This is a genomic window from Bordetella genomosp. 9 (assembly GCF_002119725.1).
In the GTDB taxonomy this organism is placed as follows: domain Bacteria; phylum Pseudomonadota; class Gammaproteobacteria; order Burkholderiales; family Burkholderiaceae_B; genus Bordetella_C.
The window spans coordinates 3,191,032-3,204,736 of the sequence record NZ_CP021109.1 but is presented as its reverse complement, the minus strand read 5'-3'; the positions used below and the strand labels follow the sequence as shown (position 1 = coordinate 3,204,736).

Sequence of the window (13,705 nt, the reverse complement as noted above, 5' to 3'; positions counted from 1 at the left end):
ATCATGGCATGGACTCGTGATGAAATGGCCGCGCGCGCCGCGCGCGAACTCAAGGACGGCTTCTACGTCAACCTGGGCATCGGCCTGCCGACCCTGGTCGCCAACCATGTGCCCAAGGGCGTCGAGGTCTGGCTGCAATCGGAGAACGGGCTGCTCGGTATCGGGCCTTTCCCGACGGACGACGAGGTGGATCCGGATCTCATCAACGCGGGCAAGCAGACCGTGACGACGCTGCCCGGCTCCTCGATTTTTTCATCGGCCGATTCCTTCGGCATGATCCGGGGCGGCAAGATCAACCTGGCCATCCTGGGCGCCATGCAGGTCTCCGAAAAGGGCGACCTGGCCAACTGGATGATTCCGGGGAAAATGGTCAAGGGCATGGGGGGCGCCATGGACCTGGTGGCCGGCGTCGGCCGCGTCGTCGTGCTGATGGAGCACGTGGCCCGCAAGAAGGACGGCACCGAGGACATCAAGCTGTTGCCCGAGTGCACGCTGCCCCTGACGGGCGTGGGCGTGGTGGACCTGATCATCACCGATCTCGGGGTGATGGAAGTCGGCCCCAATGGCCTGAAGCTGGTCGAACTGGCCCCGGGGGTAACGGTGGACGAAATCCAGGCCAAGACGCGCGCCGCGCTGGACGTCAGCGCGGTCAAGCAACAGGCGGCCTGAGGCCGGCAGGCATCGGTACGGAAGGCGGCCCGGCAGGGCCGCTTTTTTTTGCGCTTTTCCCAGCATCGGCGCGGCAGGGCCGCGCGGTCGCGGGAACTGCTGGGCACGGTTTTTGCCTACGGCGGGGACTGATTTGGAATGTGGGATGGTATGCCTGTCGCCAACGTGCCGCTTGCCCTGAAAGTACTGACCGTGAACGCCCACAAGGGCTTCACCTTCTTCAACCGCAAGTTCATCCTGCCCGAGCTGCGCGATGCAGTGCGGGCAGTGGCGCCCGATCTGGTCTTCCTGCAGGAAGTGTTGGGCGCGCACAAGGTGCACGCCGCCCGGCTGAAAGGCTGGCCGGAAGCTTCCCAGTACGAATTCCTGGCCGACAGCATCTGGAACGATTTCGCCTATGGCCGCAACGCGGTCTATCCGCATGGCCACCATGGCAACGCGGTGCTGTCCAAATTTCCCATCGTTCACTACGAAAACATGGATGTGTCCGTGGGCAATCATGAAAAGCGGGGCCTGCTCCATTGCGTGATCCAGCCGCCGGAGCGCGAGGGGCCCCTGCATGCGATATGCGTACATCTGGGGCTGCAGGAGGGCCATCGCGCCAAGCAGCTGGATCTGCTGTGCGAGCGCATCGAGCGCCACATCCCCAAAGACGAGCCGGTGGTGATCGCCGGCGATTTCAACGATTGGCGTCTGCGCGCACACGCCAAGCTGAGCCGCTGCGCGGGGCTGCGCGAAATCTTCGTGGCGACCCAGGGCGTCGCGGCCCGCACCTTTCCGGCGCGCTGGCCCTTGCTGCGGCTGGATCGCATCTACGTGCGCAACATGATGCGCTTCCGTCCCCTCGCGCTGGCGACGCGGCCGTGGGCCCACCTGTCGGACCACGCGCCGCTGGCCGCGGAGGTGGTGATATGAGCGCGCGCGCGCAGACCGCGGACGGAACCGTTTCGTCGCAGCCCGAGGCCGTCCTGCAGCGCCGCGAAAGCGGGGCGGTGAGCGGCCGCTGGATCTCGGGCAACGCCTTCACGCTGCTGGAGAACGGGGAAGCCTATTTCCCCCGCGTATTCGAGGCGATCTCCAAGGCGAAGGCGGAAGTGCTGGTGGAAACTTTCATCCTGTTCGACGACAAGGTCGGGCAGGAACTGCGGCGGGTACTGATCGATGCCGCGCGCCGGGGCGCGCGGGTCAGCCTGCTGATCGACGGCTACGGATCGGAAGGGCTTTCCGACGAGTTCCTGGGCGGCATGACCTCGGCCGGCGTGGAAATCCACGTGTTCGACCCGCGGGCGCGGGTCTTTGGCATGCGCACCAACGTATTCCGGCGCATGCACCGCAAGATCGTGGTGGTGGACGGCCAACTGGCCTTCATCGGCGGCATCAATTTCTCCGCCGATCACCTGGGCGATTTCGGACCGCAGGCCAAGCAGGACTACGCCGTCGAGGTGCGCGGGCCCATCGTCGCGGAACTCCACCGCTTCGCTCGGCGCACGCTCGAGCCGGTGCGGCGCCGCCGCCGCTGGTGGCCTCGGCGTCCGGCGCGGCCGGACGAGCTGCCGCAGGCCGGCGAAGCGGAAGCCATGCTCGTGGTGCGCGACAACCAGGAACATCGCACCGACATCGAGCGGCATTACCGCGCCGCCATCCGCCTGGCGCGCGAGGAAATCACCATCGCCAACGCGTATTTCTTCCCGGGCTACCGGCTGCTGCGCGACCTGCGCAACGCGGCGCGGCGCGGGGTGCGGGTGCGGCTGATCCTGCAGGGCGAGCCCGATATGCCCATCGTCAAGGTGGCGGCGGGCATGCTGTATGACCATTTGACGGCGGCCGGCGTGCGCATCTACGAATATTGCGAGCGACCGCTGCATGGCAAGGTGGCCTGCGTGGACAATGTCTGGGCCACGGTCGGCTCCAGCAACCTGGACCCGCTCAGCCTGGCGCTGAACCTGGAAGCCAACGTGATGATCCGCGACCCGGGCTTCGCCTCCAACTTGCGAGAACGCCTTCAATGGCTGATCGACAACCATTGCCACGAGCCGGCGCCGGCGCCGCCGGGAAGCCGCAAGCTGCGGCGCCTGCTGTGGGGCGTGGTGGTGTACCACTTCCTGCGCCGTTTCCCGGCGTGGACCGGCTGGTTGCCTGCACACAAACCGCGGCTTTATACGGTCGCGCCCCCGCCGCTGGAATCCGCACCGGAGGATACGCATGAGCAGCGGACAGCCTAGCGGCGTGACGGCGGGACGCCGGGGCGCGTGGCGCGTGCTGCGGGAAAAATGGCCGCTGTTGCGGAAGGTCCTTTTTGCCGCCTTCGCGCTGCTGGTCATCGGCCTGCTCGTCGACCAGGCGCGCAATGTCGAATGGGACAAGGTCATCGAGGCGGTCCGGGCCAACACCTGGCCCGTGCTGCTGCGCGCCTGCGGCGTGGCGGCCCTGAGCTACCTGATCTACAGCTGCTTCGACCTGCTCGCCATCCCGTACCTGGGGCACAAGATTCCGCCGTTCCGCGTGATGGCGGTAGGCATCGTCGCCTATGCGTTCAACCTGAACATGGGATCGCTGGTGGGCAGCGTCGGCTTCCGGTTCCGGCTGTACCTGAAGCTGGGCCTGGCCGCGGCGGAAATCACGCGCATTGTCGGCCTGAGTCTGACGACGAACTGGCTGGGCTATCTCTGGGTGGCCGGGGCCTTGTTCGCCTGGGGCGTGCTGCCCATTCCTGACGACTGGCGCATCGGGGCGGGGGCGTTGCGGCTCATCGGCATCGGCATGGTGGCGGCGGCGCTGGCGTACGTGCTGCTGTGCGCGTGTTCGCGGCGCCGGTCATGGACGGTGCGCGGGCACGATATCTACCTGCCCACCGGCAAGGTCGCCGTCGCGCAAAGCGTGCTGGGCAGCGCCTGCTGGATGTCCATCGGCGCGGTGGTGTGGGTGCTGATGCGGCACGATGTTTCCTATCCCATCGTGCTGGGCGTGCTGCTGCTGAGCGGCGTGGCGGGGGCGGTGACGCACATTCCCGGAGGCCTGGGCGTGGTGGAAGCGGTTTTCGTCGCCATGTTCAGCGGCCAGGTGCAGCACTACGAGATCCTCGGCACGCTGCTGACCTACCGCGCCGTGTATTACCTTGGGCCTTTTGCCATCGCGGCGGTGCTGTATTTCTTCCTCGAGGCGCGCATCCGCAAAGGCGCCAATCTGCCTCCCGCCCCGAAATCCGCCACCTGAAAGAGGGGGCAAGCCCCCGGGGAAAGCCCTGGGGAAAGCCAACGCGGCCCCTCCGGTGAACCGCCAGAGAGGGGGCTTGCGCACGCCCGGGGTTATCCCGAGTGTGAAAATTTTCTTTCACTTATACAATACCGGCGGAAATCAATTTACATTTCACGCCTTTCAACGTCCATTCAGCTTCTCCGCGTGTTCCGCCGCCGCGCGCCGCGGCCGGTTTTCCGGCCTCGCGTGGTCCGGCCGTAACGGATCGCCGTATCCCGCTCCATGAACCAGCCTTGCCCAACCATCGCCGAGCGTATCGCGAGCGCGCAGCCCGCGCTCAGCCCGACGCAGCATCGGTTGGCGGAGTACGTCCTGGCGCACCAGTTTCGCGCCGCGACCATGACGATCGACGAGTTTGCCTCGGCAAACGGCGTCTCCATGGCCACGGCGAACCGGTTCGCCCGTGCGCTGGGTTTCCCCGGGTACGCGCAGTTCCGGGCCGAACTCGCGCGCGGCTTCGAATCCGCCCTGGCGCCCGTGGAAAAGCTGCGCACCCAGCTGGCGCACCCGGCCAGCGCGGCTGAGATATTCACCGCCTGCCTGCAGGAAGACATCCGCAACGCCGAACGCACGCTGCAGGCGCTGGACGCCGCGGCGTGCGAACGCGCGGTGGACGCCGTGCTGGGCGCGGACCGGGTATGCGTCGTCGGTTTCGGGGCCAGCGGCTTCCTGGCGGGGCTGCTGCATCGCACGCTGTGCATGCATTGCCGGTCCGTCGAATCGCTGGCGGGGCTGGGCGGCGTTTCGCAGGCGGCGCGGCAGATTTCGCGCATGACGCCCGACGATCTGTTGATCGCCATCGGGTTTCCGCGCTACCTGAACGACACCGTGACGCTGGTCAACGGCGCGCGCGACAAGGGCGTGCCCGTGCTGGTGCTGACGGACAAGCCGACCTCGCCGCTGGCGCCGGCCGCCTCCGTGGTGCTGTACGCGCATGCAGAACGGCAGTTGTTCGCGAATTCCGAAACCGCCGCGCTGGGGCTGATCGAATGCCTGGCCGCGGCGGTCGCGTATCGGGCGAAAGACTCGGTCGCCGCCGCGCTGGGGGCGACCCAATCCATTATGCCGTGGCTGATCCACGGAGCAGGAGAACGCAAGCGATGATCCAACCCGTAGTGGCCATTCATGGCGGCGCAGGGACCATGTCCCGCGCGGCGATTTCGCCGGAGCAGGAGCGCCAGTACCTGGACGCCCTGACCGAAATCCTGACGGCCGCGCAAGCCGTGCTGGCCGGCGGCGGCAGCGCGATCGATGCGGTGACCGAAGCGGTGCGGCGCCTGGAAGACTGCCCCTTGTTCAACGCGGGCCACGGCGCGGTGTTCACCAGCGCCGGCACGCACGAGCTGGACGCCTCCATCATGGACGGCGCCACGCTGCGCTCGGGCGCCATCGCCAACGTCAATTGCGTACGCAATCCCATCCTGGCCGCGCGCCGTGTGATGGAAAACAGCAAGCACGTGTTCTTCGTCGGCGCGGGCGCGGAGGCCTTTGCGCGCGAGGAAGGGCTGGAAATCGTCGATCCGTCGTACTTCTCGACGCCGGCGCGCTACGAGCAACTGCTGCGTGTGCAGCGCGAGCAGCCGGGCGCGGCGGTGCTGGATCACGACGGGCAGGCCATGGTGGCGCGCGCCCAGCCGCCGGCGGAGCCAATCGACGCCGACCGCAAGTTCGGCACCGTCGGCGCCGTGGCGGTGGATGCCCAGGGCAATGTCGCCGCGGCGACGTCCACCGGCGGCATCACCAACAAGCAGGTCGGCCGGGTGGGCGACGCACCGCTGATCGGCGCGGGCTGCTATGCGTCGAATGCGACGTGCGCGGTGTCGACCACCGGCACGGGCGAGATGTTCATCCGCATGGTCGCGGCGTACGACGTCGCGGCCCAAATGGAATACCGGGGGGCGTCGCTCGAAGAGGCCGCGCATTCCGTTATGCACGACAAGCTGCCCCGCATCGGGGGCAAGGGCGGCCTGATCGCGGTGGACGCCAAGGGCAATGTTTCCCTGACCTTCAACACGGAAGGTATGTACCGTGGGTATGCGCGCGTCGGCGAAACGCCGGTGGCCGCCATCTACCGATGATGGCCGGCACGGCAACGCGCGTAGTGATTGTTTTGCAAGGGGATCGAGATGGCCGATAGCACGATGGCCGACCAGACGACGCGCCAGCGCGATACGCGCGTGGCGATGCCGGAAAACCGCGTGGCGCAGGTCGACGACCTGACCGTGCGCTTCGCCACCGCGGAACGTACGGTGGAAGCGGTGCGCAATCTGTCTTTTCACGTGGACCGCGGCGAGACCCTGGCCATCGTAGGCGAGTCGGGCTCGGGCAAATCCGTGACCTCGCTCGCGCTGATGCGCCTGGTCGAGCATGGCGGCGGGCGCATCGCCAGCGGCAGCCTGCGGCTGCGCCGGCGCAACGGTCAGGTCATCGAGCTTGCGAACGCAAGCCAGCGCGATATGCGGGGCGTGCGCGGCGCCGACATGGCGATGATTTTCCAGGAGCCGATGACCTCGCTCAATCCGGTCTTCACGGCCGGCGCCCAGATCGCCGAGTCGATCCGGCTGCACCAGGGCATGGACGGCGCCGCCGCGCGGGCCGAAGCCCTGCGCATGCTGGAGCAGGTGCGGATTCCGGAAGCGCGGTCCATCATGGACCGCTATCCCCACCAGTTGTCGGGCGGGATGCGGCAGCGCGTGATGATCGCGATGGCGCTGGCCTGCAAGCCGGCCCTGCTGATCGCCGATGAGCCGACGACCGCGCTGGACGTCACCATCCAGGCCCAGATCCTGGGCCTGATCCGCGCCCTGCAGGAAGAGATGCAGATGGGCGTGATCTTCATCACGCACGACATGGGCGTGGTGGCCGAGGTGGCCGACCGCGTGCTGGTGATGTATCGCGGCGACAAGGTGGAAGAGGGCGCATCGACGCAGATCTTCGAGGCGCCGCGCCACCGCTATACCAAGGCGCTGCTGTCGGCGGTGCCGCGCCTGGGGTCCATGCGGGGCACGGACCTGCCCGCGCGCTTCGAGCTCGTCCGCATGGAAGACGCGCCGTCGCCCGCAAGCGGCGGCGTTCCCAACGTGGCCGCCGGTCCCGGCGCCGCGACCGCCGTGCCGGCCGTGGACGCCGCGCCGGGGTCCATCGCCACGGCGCCCGCCGAGGATGCGGGCGCGGCTTCGCCCGCGTTCAACGGCGCGGCGCCCGGCAACGGCGAACAGCCGCCGTATCTCAACAGCGAACCGATCCTGCGCGTGCGCGACCTGGTCACCCGCTTCGACCTGCGCGGCGGCATCCTCGGGCGCGTGCGCGGCCGCGTGCATGCCGTGGAAAAGGTCAGCTTCGACCTGCACCCGGGCGAAACGCTGGCGCTGGTCGGCGAATCGGGCTGCGGCAAATCGACCACCGGCCGCTCGCTGCTGCGCCTGACCGAAAGCCAGGGCGGCACAATCCTGCTCGAAGGCCGCGACATCGGCAAGCTGAAAGGCGCCGAACTGCAAGCGCTGCGGCGCGATATCCAATTCGTGTTCCAGGATCCGTTCGCCTCGCTCGATCCGCGCGTCACCGTCGGCTTTTCCATCATGGAGCCGCTGCTGGTGCACGGGGTGGCGTCGGGCAAGACCGCCGAGCGCCGCGTCGCGGAGTTGCTCGAACGTGTCGGCCTGCCGCCCGAGATGGCACAGCGCTATCCGCACGAGTTCTCCGGCGGACAGCGCCAGCGCATCTGCATCGCGCGCGCCCTGGCGCTGAACCCCAAGGTGGTGATCGCCGACGAATCCGTCTCGGCGCTCGACGTCTCGATCCAGGCGCAGATCGTGAATCTGCTGATCGAACTGCAGCGCGACCTGGGCGTGGCCTTCCTGTTCATTTCGCACGACATGGCCGTGGTCGAACGCGTCAGCCACCGGGTTGCCGTCATGTACCTGGGCCAGATCGTGGAGATCGGTCCGCGCCGGGCGATTTTCGAGAATCCCCAGCACCCGTACACCAAGAAACTGATGGCGGCGGTGCCCATCGCCGACCCGGCTCGCCGGCATCTGAAGCGCACGCTGCTGACCGAAGAAATTCCCAGCCCGATCCGCAAGCCTGGCGACGAGCCCGTCGTCGCGCCGCTGGTCGAGGTGGGGCCCGGGCATTTCGTGGCCCGTCATCCCGTCGGCGGCGCCTATTGAGGCGTCCCGGCGACCCGCTTATCGCTGCTGCTGTTCTTCCGCCAACCCTCCTACTCGAACCAGGAGTGCATCACATGAAAACATTGCGCCCCACCCGGCTCATGGCCGCCGCCGCGCTGGCGTTCGGCATTGCCGCGTCGCCGCTGGCCCAGGCCAGCAAGGACGTGACCTTCGCCGTTTCCATCGCGCTCGAAACGCTCGATCCGTACAACACGAACAGCACGCTGAACCAGGCGGCGGGCAAGGCCTACTACGAAGGCCTGTTCGAGTTCGACAAGGACCTGAAGATTCAGCCGGTGCTGGCGACCGGCTACGAAGTCAGCGACGATGGCCTCGTCTACACCATCAAGCTGCGCCAGGGCGTCAAGTTCCAGGACGGCACCGACTTCAACGCCGAGGCCGTGAAGGTCAACTTCGACCGCGTTTCCAATCCGGAAAACCGCCTGACCCGCTACACCCAGTTCAGCCAGGTCGAGAAGACCGAGGTGGTTGACCCCTACACGGTCCGCATCACGCTGAAGCGCCCGTTCTCCGCCTTCATCAATGCGCTGGCCCACCCGGCCGCCATGATGATCTCGCCCGCCGCGCTCAAGAAGTGGGGCAACAAGGACATCGGCTTCCACCCCGTTGGAACGGGTCCCTTCGAATTCGTCGAGTGGAAGCCGGCCGAGTACCTGAAGGTGAAGAAGTTCGACGGCTACTGGCGCAAGGGCTACCCCAAGATCGACACGCTGACCTTCCGCACCGTCACGGACAACAACACCCGTGCCGCCGTGGTGCAGACCGGCGAAGCGCAGTTCGCCTTCCCGGTCCCGTATGAGCAGGCCGCCGGGCTTTCGAAGAACGACAAGATCGACGTGGTCGATCGCAAGAACTCGATCATGGCGCGCTACGTGTCCATGAACGTGAAGCAGAAGCCGTTCGACAATCCCAAGGTGCGTCAGGCCGTCAACTACGCCATCAACAAGCAGGCGCTGGTCAAGGTGGCGTACGCCGGCTATGCCAGCGTTTCCACCGGCGTGATCCCGCAAGGCGTGGAATATGCCTACAAGATCGACGACAAGGGCTGGCCCTACGATCCCAAGAAGGCGCGCGAACTGCTGAAGGAAGCCGGCTATCCCAACGGTTTCGAAAGCACGCTGTGGTCCGCCTATAACGACGGCACGTCGCAGAAGATCGTCCAGTTCCTGCAGCAGCAGCTGGCGCAGGTCGGCATCAAGGTGTCGGTCGAGGTGCTGGAATCCGGCCAGCGCGTGCAGCGCGTGCAGCAGGTGCAAAAGCCCGAGGACGCCAAGGTTCGCATGTACTACACGGGCTGGTCGTCTTCCACCGGCGAAGCCGACTGGGGCCTGCGTCCCTTGCTGGCCACCGAAGCCTTCCCGCCGCAGCTGAACAACACGGCGTACTACTCGAACCCGAAGGTTGACGAGGACATCAAGAAGGCGCTGAGCACCACCGACAAGGAGGAAAAAGCCTCCCTGTACAAGGACGCGCAGCTGACCGTCTGGAACGATGCCCCCTGGGCGTTCCTGGTGACCCAGGGCAACGTGTACGTCAAGTCGAAGAATCTGAGCGGCGTGTATGTGATGCCCGACACCAGCTTCTGGTTCGGCGACATCGATCTGAAGCAGTAAGCGTGACTGCCGGGCGGCACCCGCCCGGCCTGACCGCATGTCCGCGCGGGTGCCGCCGCGCATCCGCGCGCAGGAATTTTTATGTTTACCTATATCGTCAAACGCCTTCTGGGCATGATTCCCACGCTGCTGCTGGTCATCGCGGTGGTGTTCATGTTCGTCCACATGCTGCCGGGCGATCCCGCGCGGCTCGCGGCCGGTCCGGAGGCCGACGAACAGACGGTCCAACTGGTGCGCCAGGAGCTGGGCCTGGACCTGCCGCTGCCGCAGCAGTTCGTCCGGTACGCGACGCATATGCTGCACGGAGACCTGGGCGTGTCCCTGCGCAGCAAGCGTCCCGTCAGCACGGAGATCGCCGACCGCTTTATGCCGACATTGCTGCTGACGCTGACGAGTATGGTGTGGTCCGTGCTGTTCGGCATGGTCATCGGCATCGCCTCGGCCGTGTGGCGCAACCGCTGGCCGGACCGCCTGGGCATGACGCTGGCCGTGTCGGGTATCTCTTTTCCGGCCTTCGCGCTGGGCATGATGCTGATGCAGGTGTTTTCGGTGGAGCTGGGATGGCTGCCGACCATCGGCGCGTCCAGCTGGAAACACTACATCCTGCCCTCGATCACCCTGGGCGCCGCCGTGGCCGCCGTGATGGCCCGCTTCACGCGCGCCTCTTTCGTCGAAGTGATCCAGGAAGATTTCGTGCGCACCGCGCGCGCCAAGGGCCTGGCCGAGTCCGTGGTCGTGGCCAAGCACACGCTGCGCAATGCGCTGATCCCCGTGGTCACCATGATGGGCCTGCAGTTCGGGTTCCTCCTGGGCGGCTCCATCGTCGTGGAGACCGTGTTCAGCTGGCCGGGCCTGGGCGCGCTGCTGGTGGACGCCGTGACGCAGCGCGACTACCCGGTCATCCAAGGCCTGGTGCTGCTGTTTTCCCTGGAATTCATTCTGATTAACCTGGTGGTGGACGTGCTGTATGGCGTGATCAACCCCAGCATCCGGTACAAGTGAGGCGGACATGACGCAACTCGATAACACCGCCACCACCGCCGCGGCCGCCGCCACGGCTGCCGCGCCCGCCGCCGCGGGCGACGTCCGTACGCCGTTCAGCGAGTTCTGGCGCAAGTTCAAGAAGCAGCACCTGGGCGTCGCCGCCGGCGTCTTCGTCCTGCTGCTGGTGCTGGTCGCCGTCTTCGCGCCCTGGATCGTGCCCTTCGATCCGGAAAACTATTTCGACTACGACAACCTGAACGCCGGCCCCTCGCTGGTGCACTGGCTGGGCGTGGACGCGCTGGGCCGCGATATCTTCAGCCGCATCGTCATGGGCGCGCGCATCTCGCTGGTCACCGGCTTCGTCTCGGTGGCCCTGGGCGCCATCGTCGGCACCTTCCTGGGTCTGATGGCCGGCTACTACGAAGGCTGGTGGGAACGCATCAGCATGCGGATTTCCGACGTGCTGCTGGCCTTCCCTGGCATGCTGCTGGCCATCGGCGTGGTCGCCATCCTGGGCTCGAGCATGGTCAATGTGGTCGTCGCCGTGGCCGTGTTCAGCGTGCCCGCGTTCGCGCGCCTGGTGCGCGGCAACACCCTGTCGATCAAGCACATGACGTATGTCGAGGCCGTGCGCAGCATCGGCGCATCGGATTGGACGATCATCATGCGCCATATCCTGCCCGGCACGATCTCGCCCATCGTGGTGTATGGCACGATGCGCATCGGCACTTCGATCATCACCGCGGCCAGCCTGTCCTTCCTGGGCATGGGCGCGCAGCCGCCCACCCCGGAATGGGGTGCGATGCTCAACGAGGCGCGCGCCGACATGGTGACGTCGCCGCACATCGCCATCTTCCCGGCGCTGGCGATTTTCCTGACCGTGCTGGCGTTCAATCTGCTGGGCGACGGTTTGCGCGACGCGCTCGATCCAAAGATCGATCGGCGGTGATGATGGACGGCTCGAACGCAATCGCGTCGGACGCGCCCCGCATTGGGACCCTGGCCGCCGGCCCGCGCGACGCGATCAGCGACGTGGCGGGCGTGACGGTCGGCCACGTCACGCTCTCGCGCGGCCCGGTCCAGACCGGCGTGACCGTCGTGCGCCCGCATCCAGGCGACGTTTATCGCGACAAGGTCCCCGCCGCGGTCTCCGTGCTCAACGGTTTCGGCAAAAGCGTGGGGCTGTTGCAGGTGGAAGAGCTGGGCGTGCTCGAAACGCCGATCGCGCTGACCAATACCTTTTCGGTCGGCGCCGTGGCCGAGGCCCAGATACGGCAGGCGGTCGCCGCCAATCCGGAGATCGGCCGCGAACTGCCTACGGTGAACCCGCTGGTTTTCGAGTGCAATGATGGTTATCTGAACGACATCCAGGCGATGTCGGTGCGCGGCGCGGATTATCTGGCTGCCTGCGCGTGCGCGGATGCCGGATTCGAGCAGGGCGCGGTCGGGGCGGGGCGCGGCATGTCCTGCTTCGCTTTCAAGGGCGGTATCGGCTCGGCCTCGCGCCTGTCCCGGCCGCTCGACGGCCGCTGCTGGACGGTGGGCGCGCTGGTGCTGGCCAACTTCGGACGCCAGCCGCTGTTGACGGTCGCGGGCCGGCCCTTCGGCCGATGGCTGGCCGCGCAGGCGCAGGCATCCAACGACGCGCCCGAGAAGGGCTCGATCATCCTGCTCCTGGCCACCGATGCGCCGTTGGACGCGCGCCAGCTGCGGCGCCTGTCCTTGCGAGCGGGTGCGGGACTGGCGCGTACCGGTTCGGTGTTCGGCCACGGCAGCGGCGATATCGCCCTGGCGTTCTCCACCGCCTATACCGTGCCGCATCTGCCCGACCGCCCGATGCCCACCCAACCCATGCTGCATGAAACCCGACTGGATCCGCTGTTCGAAGCGGCCGCGGACGCCATCGAGCAGGCCATCGTGCACGCGCTTTGGCGCGCGGAAACGGTGACCGGGCGCGACGGACACGTGCGCCGGTCGATCCGCGAAGCGATTCCCCAGTGGCGGCGCTGGCTGGAGCAGGGGGCCTGAGGGCGGCGGCACCGGTTTTCGCCAGCGCGCCGCGCTGATTTCCGCGCCGTCCGTTCGCCCGGCGCGATCATTGTTTTTCAACGGTACGATCCCATGCGCATTCTCGTCTCCACCGATATCGAAGGCGTCGCCGGCGTCTTCCATTCCCAGCAAGTCACCGCCGGCAATCCGGAATACGAGCGCGCCCGCGCGTGGATGACCGGCGAGGCGAATGCGGCCGTCGCCGGGGCCTTCGATGGCGGCGCCGACGACGTGCTGGTCAACGACTCGCACGGCGGCTACCGCAACCTCCTGCCCGACGGCATCGACGAGCGCGCGCGCCTGGTCATGGGCAAGCCGCGCTACCTGGGCATGATGGGCGGGCTGGAGGAAGCCTGCGACGCCGTGTTCCTGATCGGCTACCACTCCCGCTCCCAGGGGCGTGGCGTGCTCGCCCACACAATCAACAGTTTTGCCTTCGCCAAGGTTTGCATCAACGGCATGGAATTGGGGGAAGCCGGAATCTACGGCGCGCTGGCGGGCGAGCTAGGCGTGCCGGTGGCGCTGGCCAGCGGCGACGACGTCTTCATCGGCGAAACGCGCGAGCTGTTTCCCGGTGCGCGCTGGGTTCAGACCAAGGTGGCAACCGGGCGCAGCAGCGGCATCTCGCTGTCGCCGGCAGCTTCGCGCGCCGCCATCCGGGAAGCCGCGCGCGAAGCGGTTGCCCATATCGGACAGCTCAAACCCTGGCGCATCGAACCGCCTATAGAATGCGTCCTGCAGACGCAAGGACCCGCCCTGGCGGAATTGTTCTGCACCTGGCCCGCGCTGGAGCGCGTGGACGGCGTCACGGTCCGCTTCACGGCGGGCAGCATGCGCGACGCCGTCCGCGTGCTGAACAGCCTGGCCGCCATGTCGTTCATGCTGCGCTAGGCCTGTTTCCCGGACGGTCCCGGCGCCCGATCACACTGCACGCGCAAGGATCTC

At 67.1% G+C, this 13,705-nt stretch carries 12 protein-coding genes; all 12 read left to right on the top strand.

Translation table 11 applies throughout. The features are described from left to right. Positions 1-3 precede the first annotated feature (3 nt). The 12 genes from CAL13_RS14675 (at position 4) to CAL13_RS14620 (ending at position 13,651) form a co-directional block, all read left to right on the top strand. Complete coding sequence (locus tag CAL13_RS14675) at positions 4-669, top strand: CoA transferase subunit B (RefSeq protein ID WP_086058049.1); 666 nt, start codon at positions 4-6, stop codon at positions 667-669. Positions 670-819: 150 nt separating this feature from the next. Continuing rightward, the gene (locus CAL13_RS14670) at positions 820-1,584 is read left to right on the top strand and encodes an endonuclease/exonuclease/phosphatase family protein (protein WP_086059494.1); all 765 of its coding nucleotides are present in this window, start codon (positions 820-822) and stop codon (positions 1,582-1,584) included. A gap of 77 nt (positions 1,585-1,661) precedes the next feature. After that, a complete protein-coding gene (gene clsB, locus CAL13_RS14665) occupies positions 1,662-2,891 on the top strand; it encodes a cardiolipin synthase ClsB (RefSeq protein WP_420042457.1) in 1,230 nt (409 codons plus the stop codon). Further along, on the top strand, positions 2,872-3,882 hold the full coding sequence (locus CAL13_RS14660; protein ID WP_086058047.1) for a lysylphosphatidylglycerol synthase domain-containing protein: 1,011 nt from the start codon (positions 2,872-2,874) through the stop codon (positions 3,880-3,882). The genes clsB and CAL13_RS14660 overlap by 20 nt, the downstream gene beginning before the upstream one ends. A 264-nt stretch (positions 3,883-4,146) precedes the next feature. Beyond that, a complete protein-coding gene (locus tag CAL13_RS14655; RefSeq protein WP_086058046.1) occupies positions 4,147-5,028 on the top strand; it encodes a MurR/RpiR family transcriptional regulator in 882 nt (293 codons plus the stop codon). Continuing rightward, the gene (locus CAL13_RS14650; RefSeq protein ID WP_086072782.1) at positions 5,025-6,002 is read left to right on the top strand and encodes an isoaspartyl peptidase/L-asparaginase family protein; all 978 of its coding nucleotides are present in this window, start codon (positions 5,025-5,027) and stop codon (positions 6,000-6,002) included. Before CAL13_RS14655 ends, CAL13_RS14650 begins: the two co-directional genes overlap by 4 nt. A 48-nt stretch (positions 6,003-6,050) precedes the next feature. Then, the gene (locus tag CAL13_RS14645) at positions 6,051-8,093 is read left to right on the top strand and encodes a dipeptide ABC transporter ATP-binding protein (RefSeq protein ID WP_232467667.1); all 2,043 of its coding nucleotides are present in this window, start codon (positions 6,051-6,053) and stop codon (positions 8,091-8,093) included. 74 nt (positions 8,094-8,167) lie between these two features. After that, complete coding sequence (gene gsiB, locus CAL13_RS14640; protein WP_086058044.1) at positions 8,168-9,727, top strand: glutathione ABC transporter substrate-binding protein GsiB; 1,560 nt, start codon at positions 8,168-8,170, stop codon at positions 9,725-9,727. Between the two features lie 81 nt (positions 9,728-9,808). Further along, on the top strand, positions 9,809-10,729 hold the full coding sequence (gene gsiC / locus CAL13_RS14635) for a glutathione ABC transporter permease GsiC (RefSeq protein WP_086058043.1): 921 nt from the start codon (positions 9,809-9,811) through the stop codon (positions 10,727-10,729). A gap of 7 nt (positions 10,730-10,736) precedes the next feature. Next, entirely contained in the window at positions 10,737-11,660 is a 924-nt protein-coding gene (gsiD, locus tag CAL13_RS14630) for a glutathione ABC transporter permease GsiD (RefSeq protein WP_086058042.1), read from the top strand. Beyond that, complete coding sequence (locus tag CAL13_RS14625) at positions 11,660-12,739, top strand: DmpA family aminopeptidase (protein ID WP_086072781.1); 1,080 nt, start codon at positions 11,660-11,662, stop codon at positions 12,737-12,739. Before gsiD ends, CAL13_RS14625 begins: the two co-directional genes overlap by 1 nt. A gap of 93 nt (positions 12,740-12,832) precedes the next feature. Beyond that, the gene (locus CAL13_RS14620) at positions 12,833-13,651 is read left to right on the top strand and encodes a M55 family metallopeptidase (protein WP_086072780.1); all 819 of its coding nucleotides are present in this window, start codon (positions 12,833-12,835) and stop codon (positions 13,649-13,651) included. Positions 13,652-13,705: the final 54 nt, after the last annotated feature.

Bases quoted from the DNA above. Each gene is read 5' to 3' on its own strand.
- CAL13_RS14675 (WP_086058049.1), top strand. From the start codon at position 4: ATGGCATGGACTCGTGATGAAATGGCCGCGCGCGCCGCGCGCGAACTC.
- CAL13_RS14670 (WP_086059494.1), top strand. From the start codon at position 820: ATGCCTGTCGCCAACGTGCCGCTTGCCCTGAAAGTACTGACCGTGAAC.
- CAL13_RS14660 (WP_086058047.1), top strand. From the start codon at position 2,872: ATGAGCAGCGGACAGCCTAGCGGCGTGACGGCGGGACGCCGGGGCGCG.
- CAL13_RS14655 (WP_086058046.1), top strand. From the start codon at position 4,147: ATGAACCAGCCTTGCCCAACCATCGCCGAGCGTATCGCGAGCGCGCAG.
- CAL13_RS14650 (WP_086072782.1), top strand. From the start codon at position 5,025: ATGATCCAACCCGTAGTGGCCATTCATGGCGGCGCAGGGACCATGTCC.
- CAL13_RS14645 (WP_232467667.1), top strand. From the start codon at position 6,051: ATGGCCGATAGCACGATGGCCGACCAGACGACGCGCCAGCGCGATACG.
- gsiB (WP_086058044.1), top strand. From the start codon at position 8,168: ATGAAAACATTGCGCCCCACCCGGCTCATGGCCGCCGCCGCGCTGGCG.
- gsiC (WP_086058043.1), top strand. From the start codon at position 9,809: ATGTTTACCTATATCGTCAAACGCCTTCTGGGCATGATTCCCACGCTG.
- gsiD (WP_086058042.1), top strand. From the start codon at position 10,737: ATGACGCAACTCGATAACACCGCCACCACCGCCGCGGCCGCCGCCACG.
- CAL13_RS14625 (WP_086072781.1), top strand. From the start codon at position 11,660: ATGATGGACGGCTCGAACGCAATCGCGTCGGACGCGCCCCGCATTGGG.
- CAL13_RS14620 (WP_086072780.1), top strand. From the start codon at position 12,833: ATGCGCATTCTCGTCTCCACCGATATCGAAGGCGTCGCCGGCGTCTTC.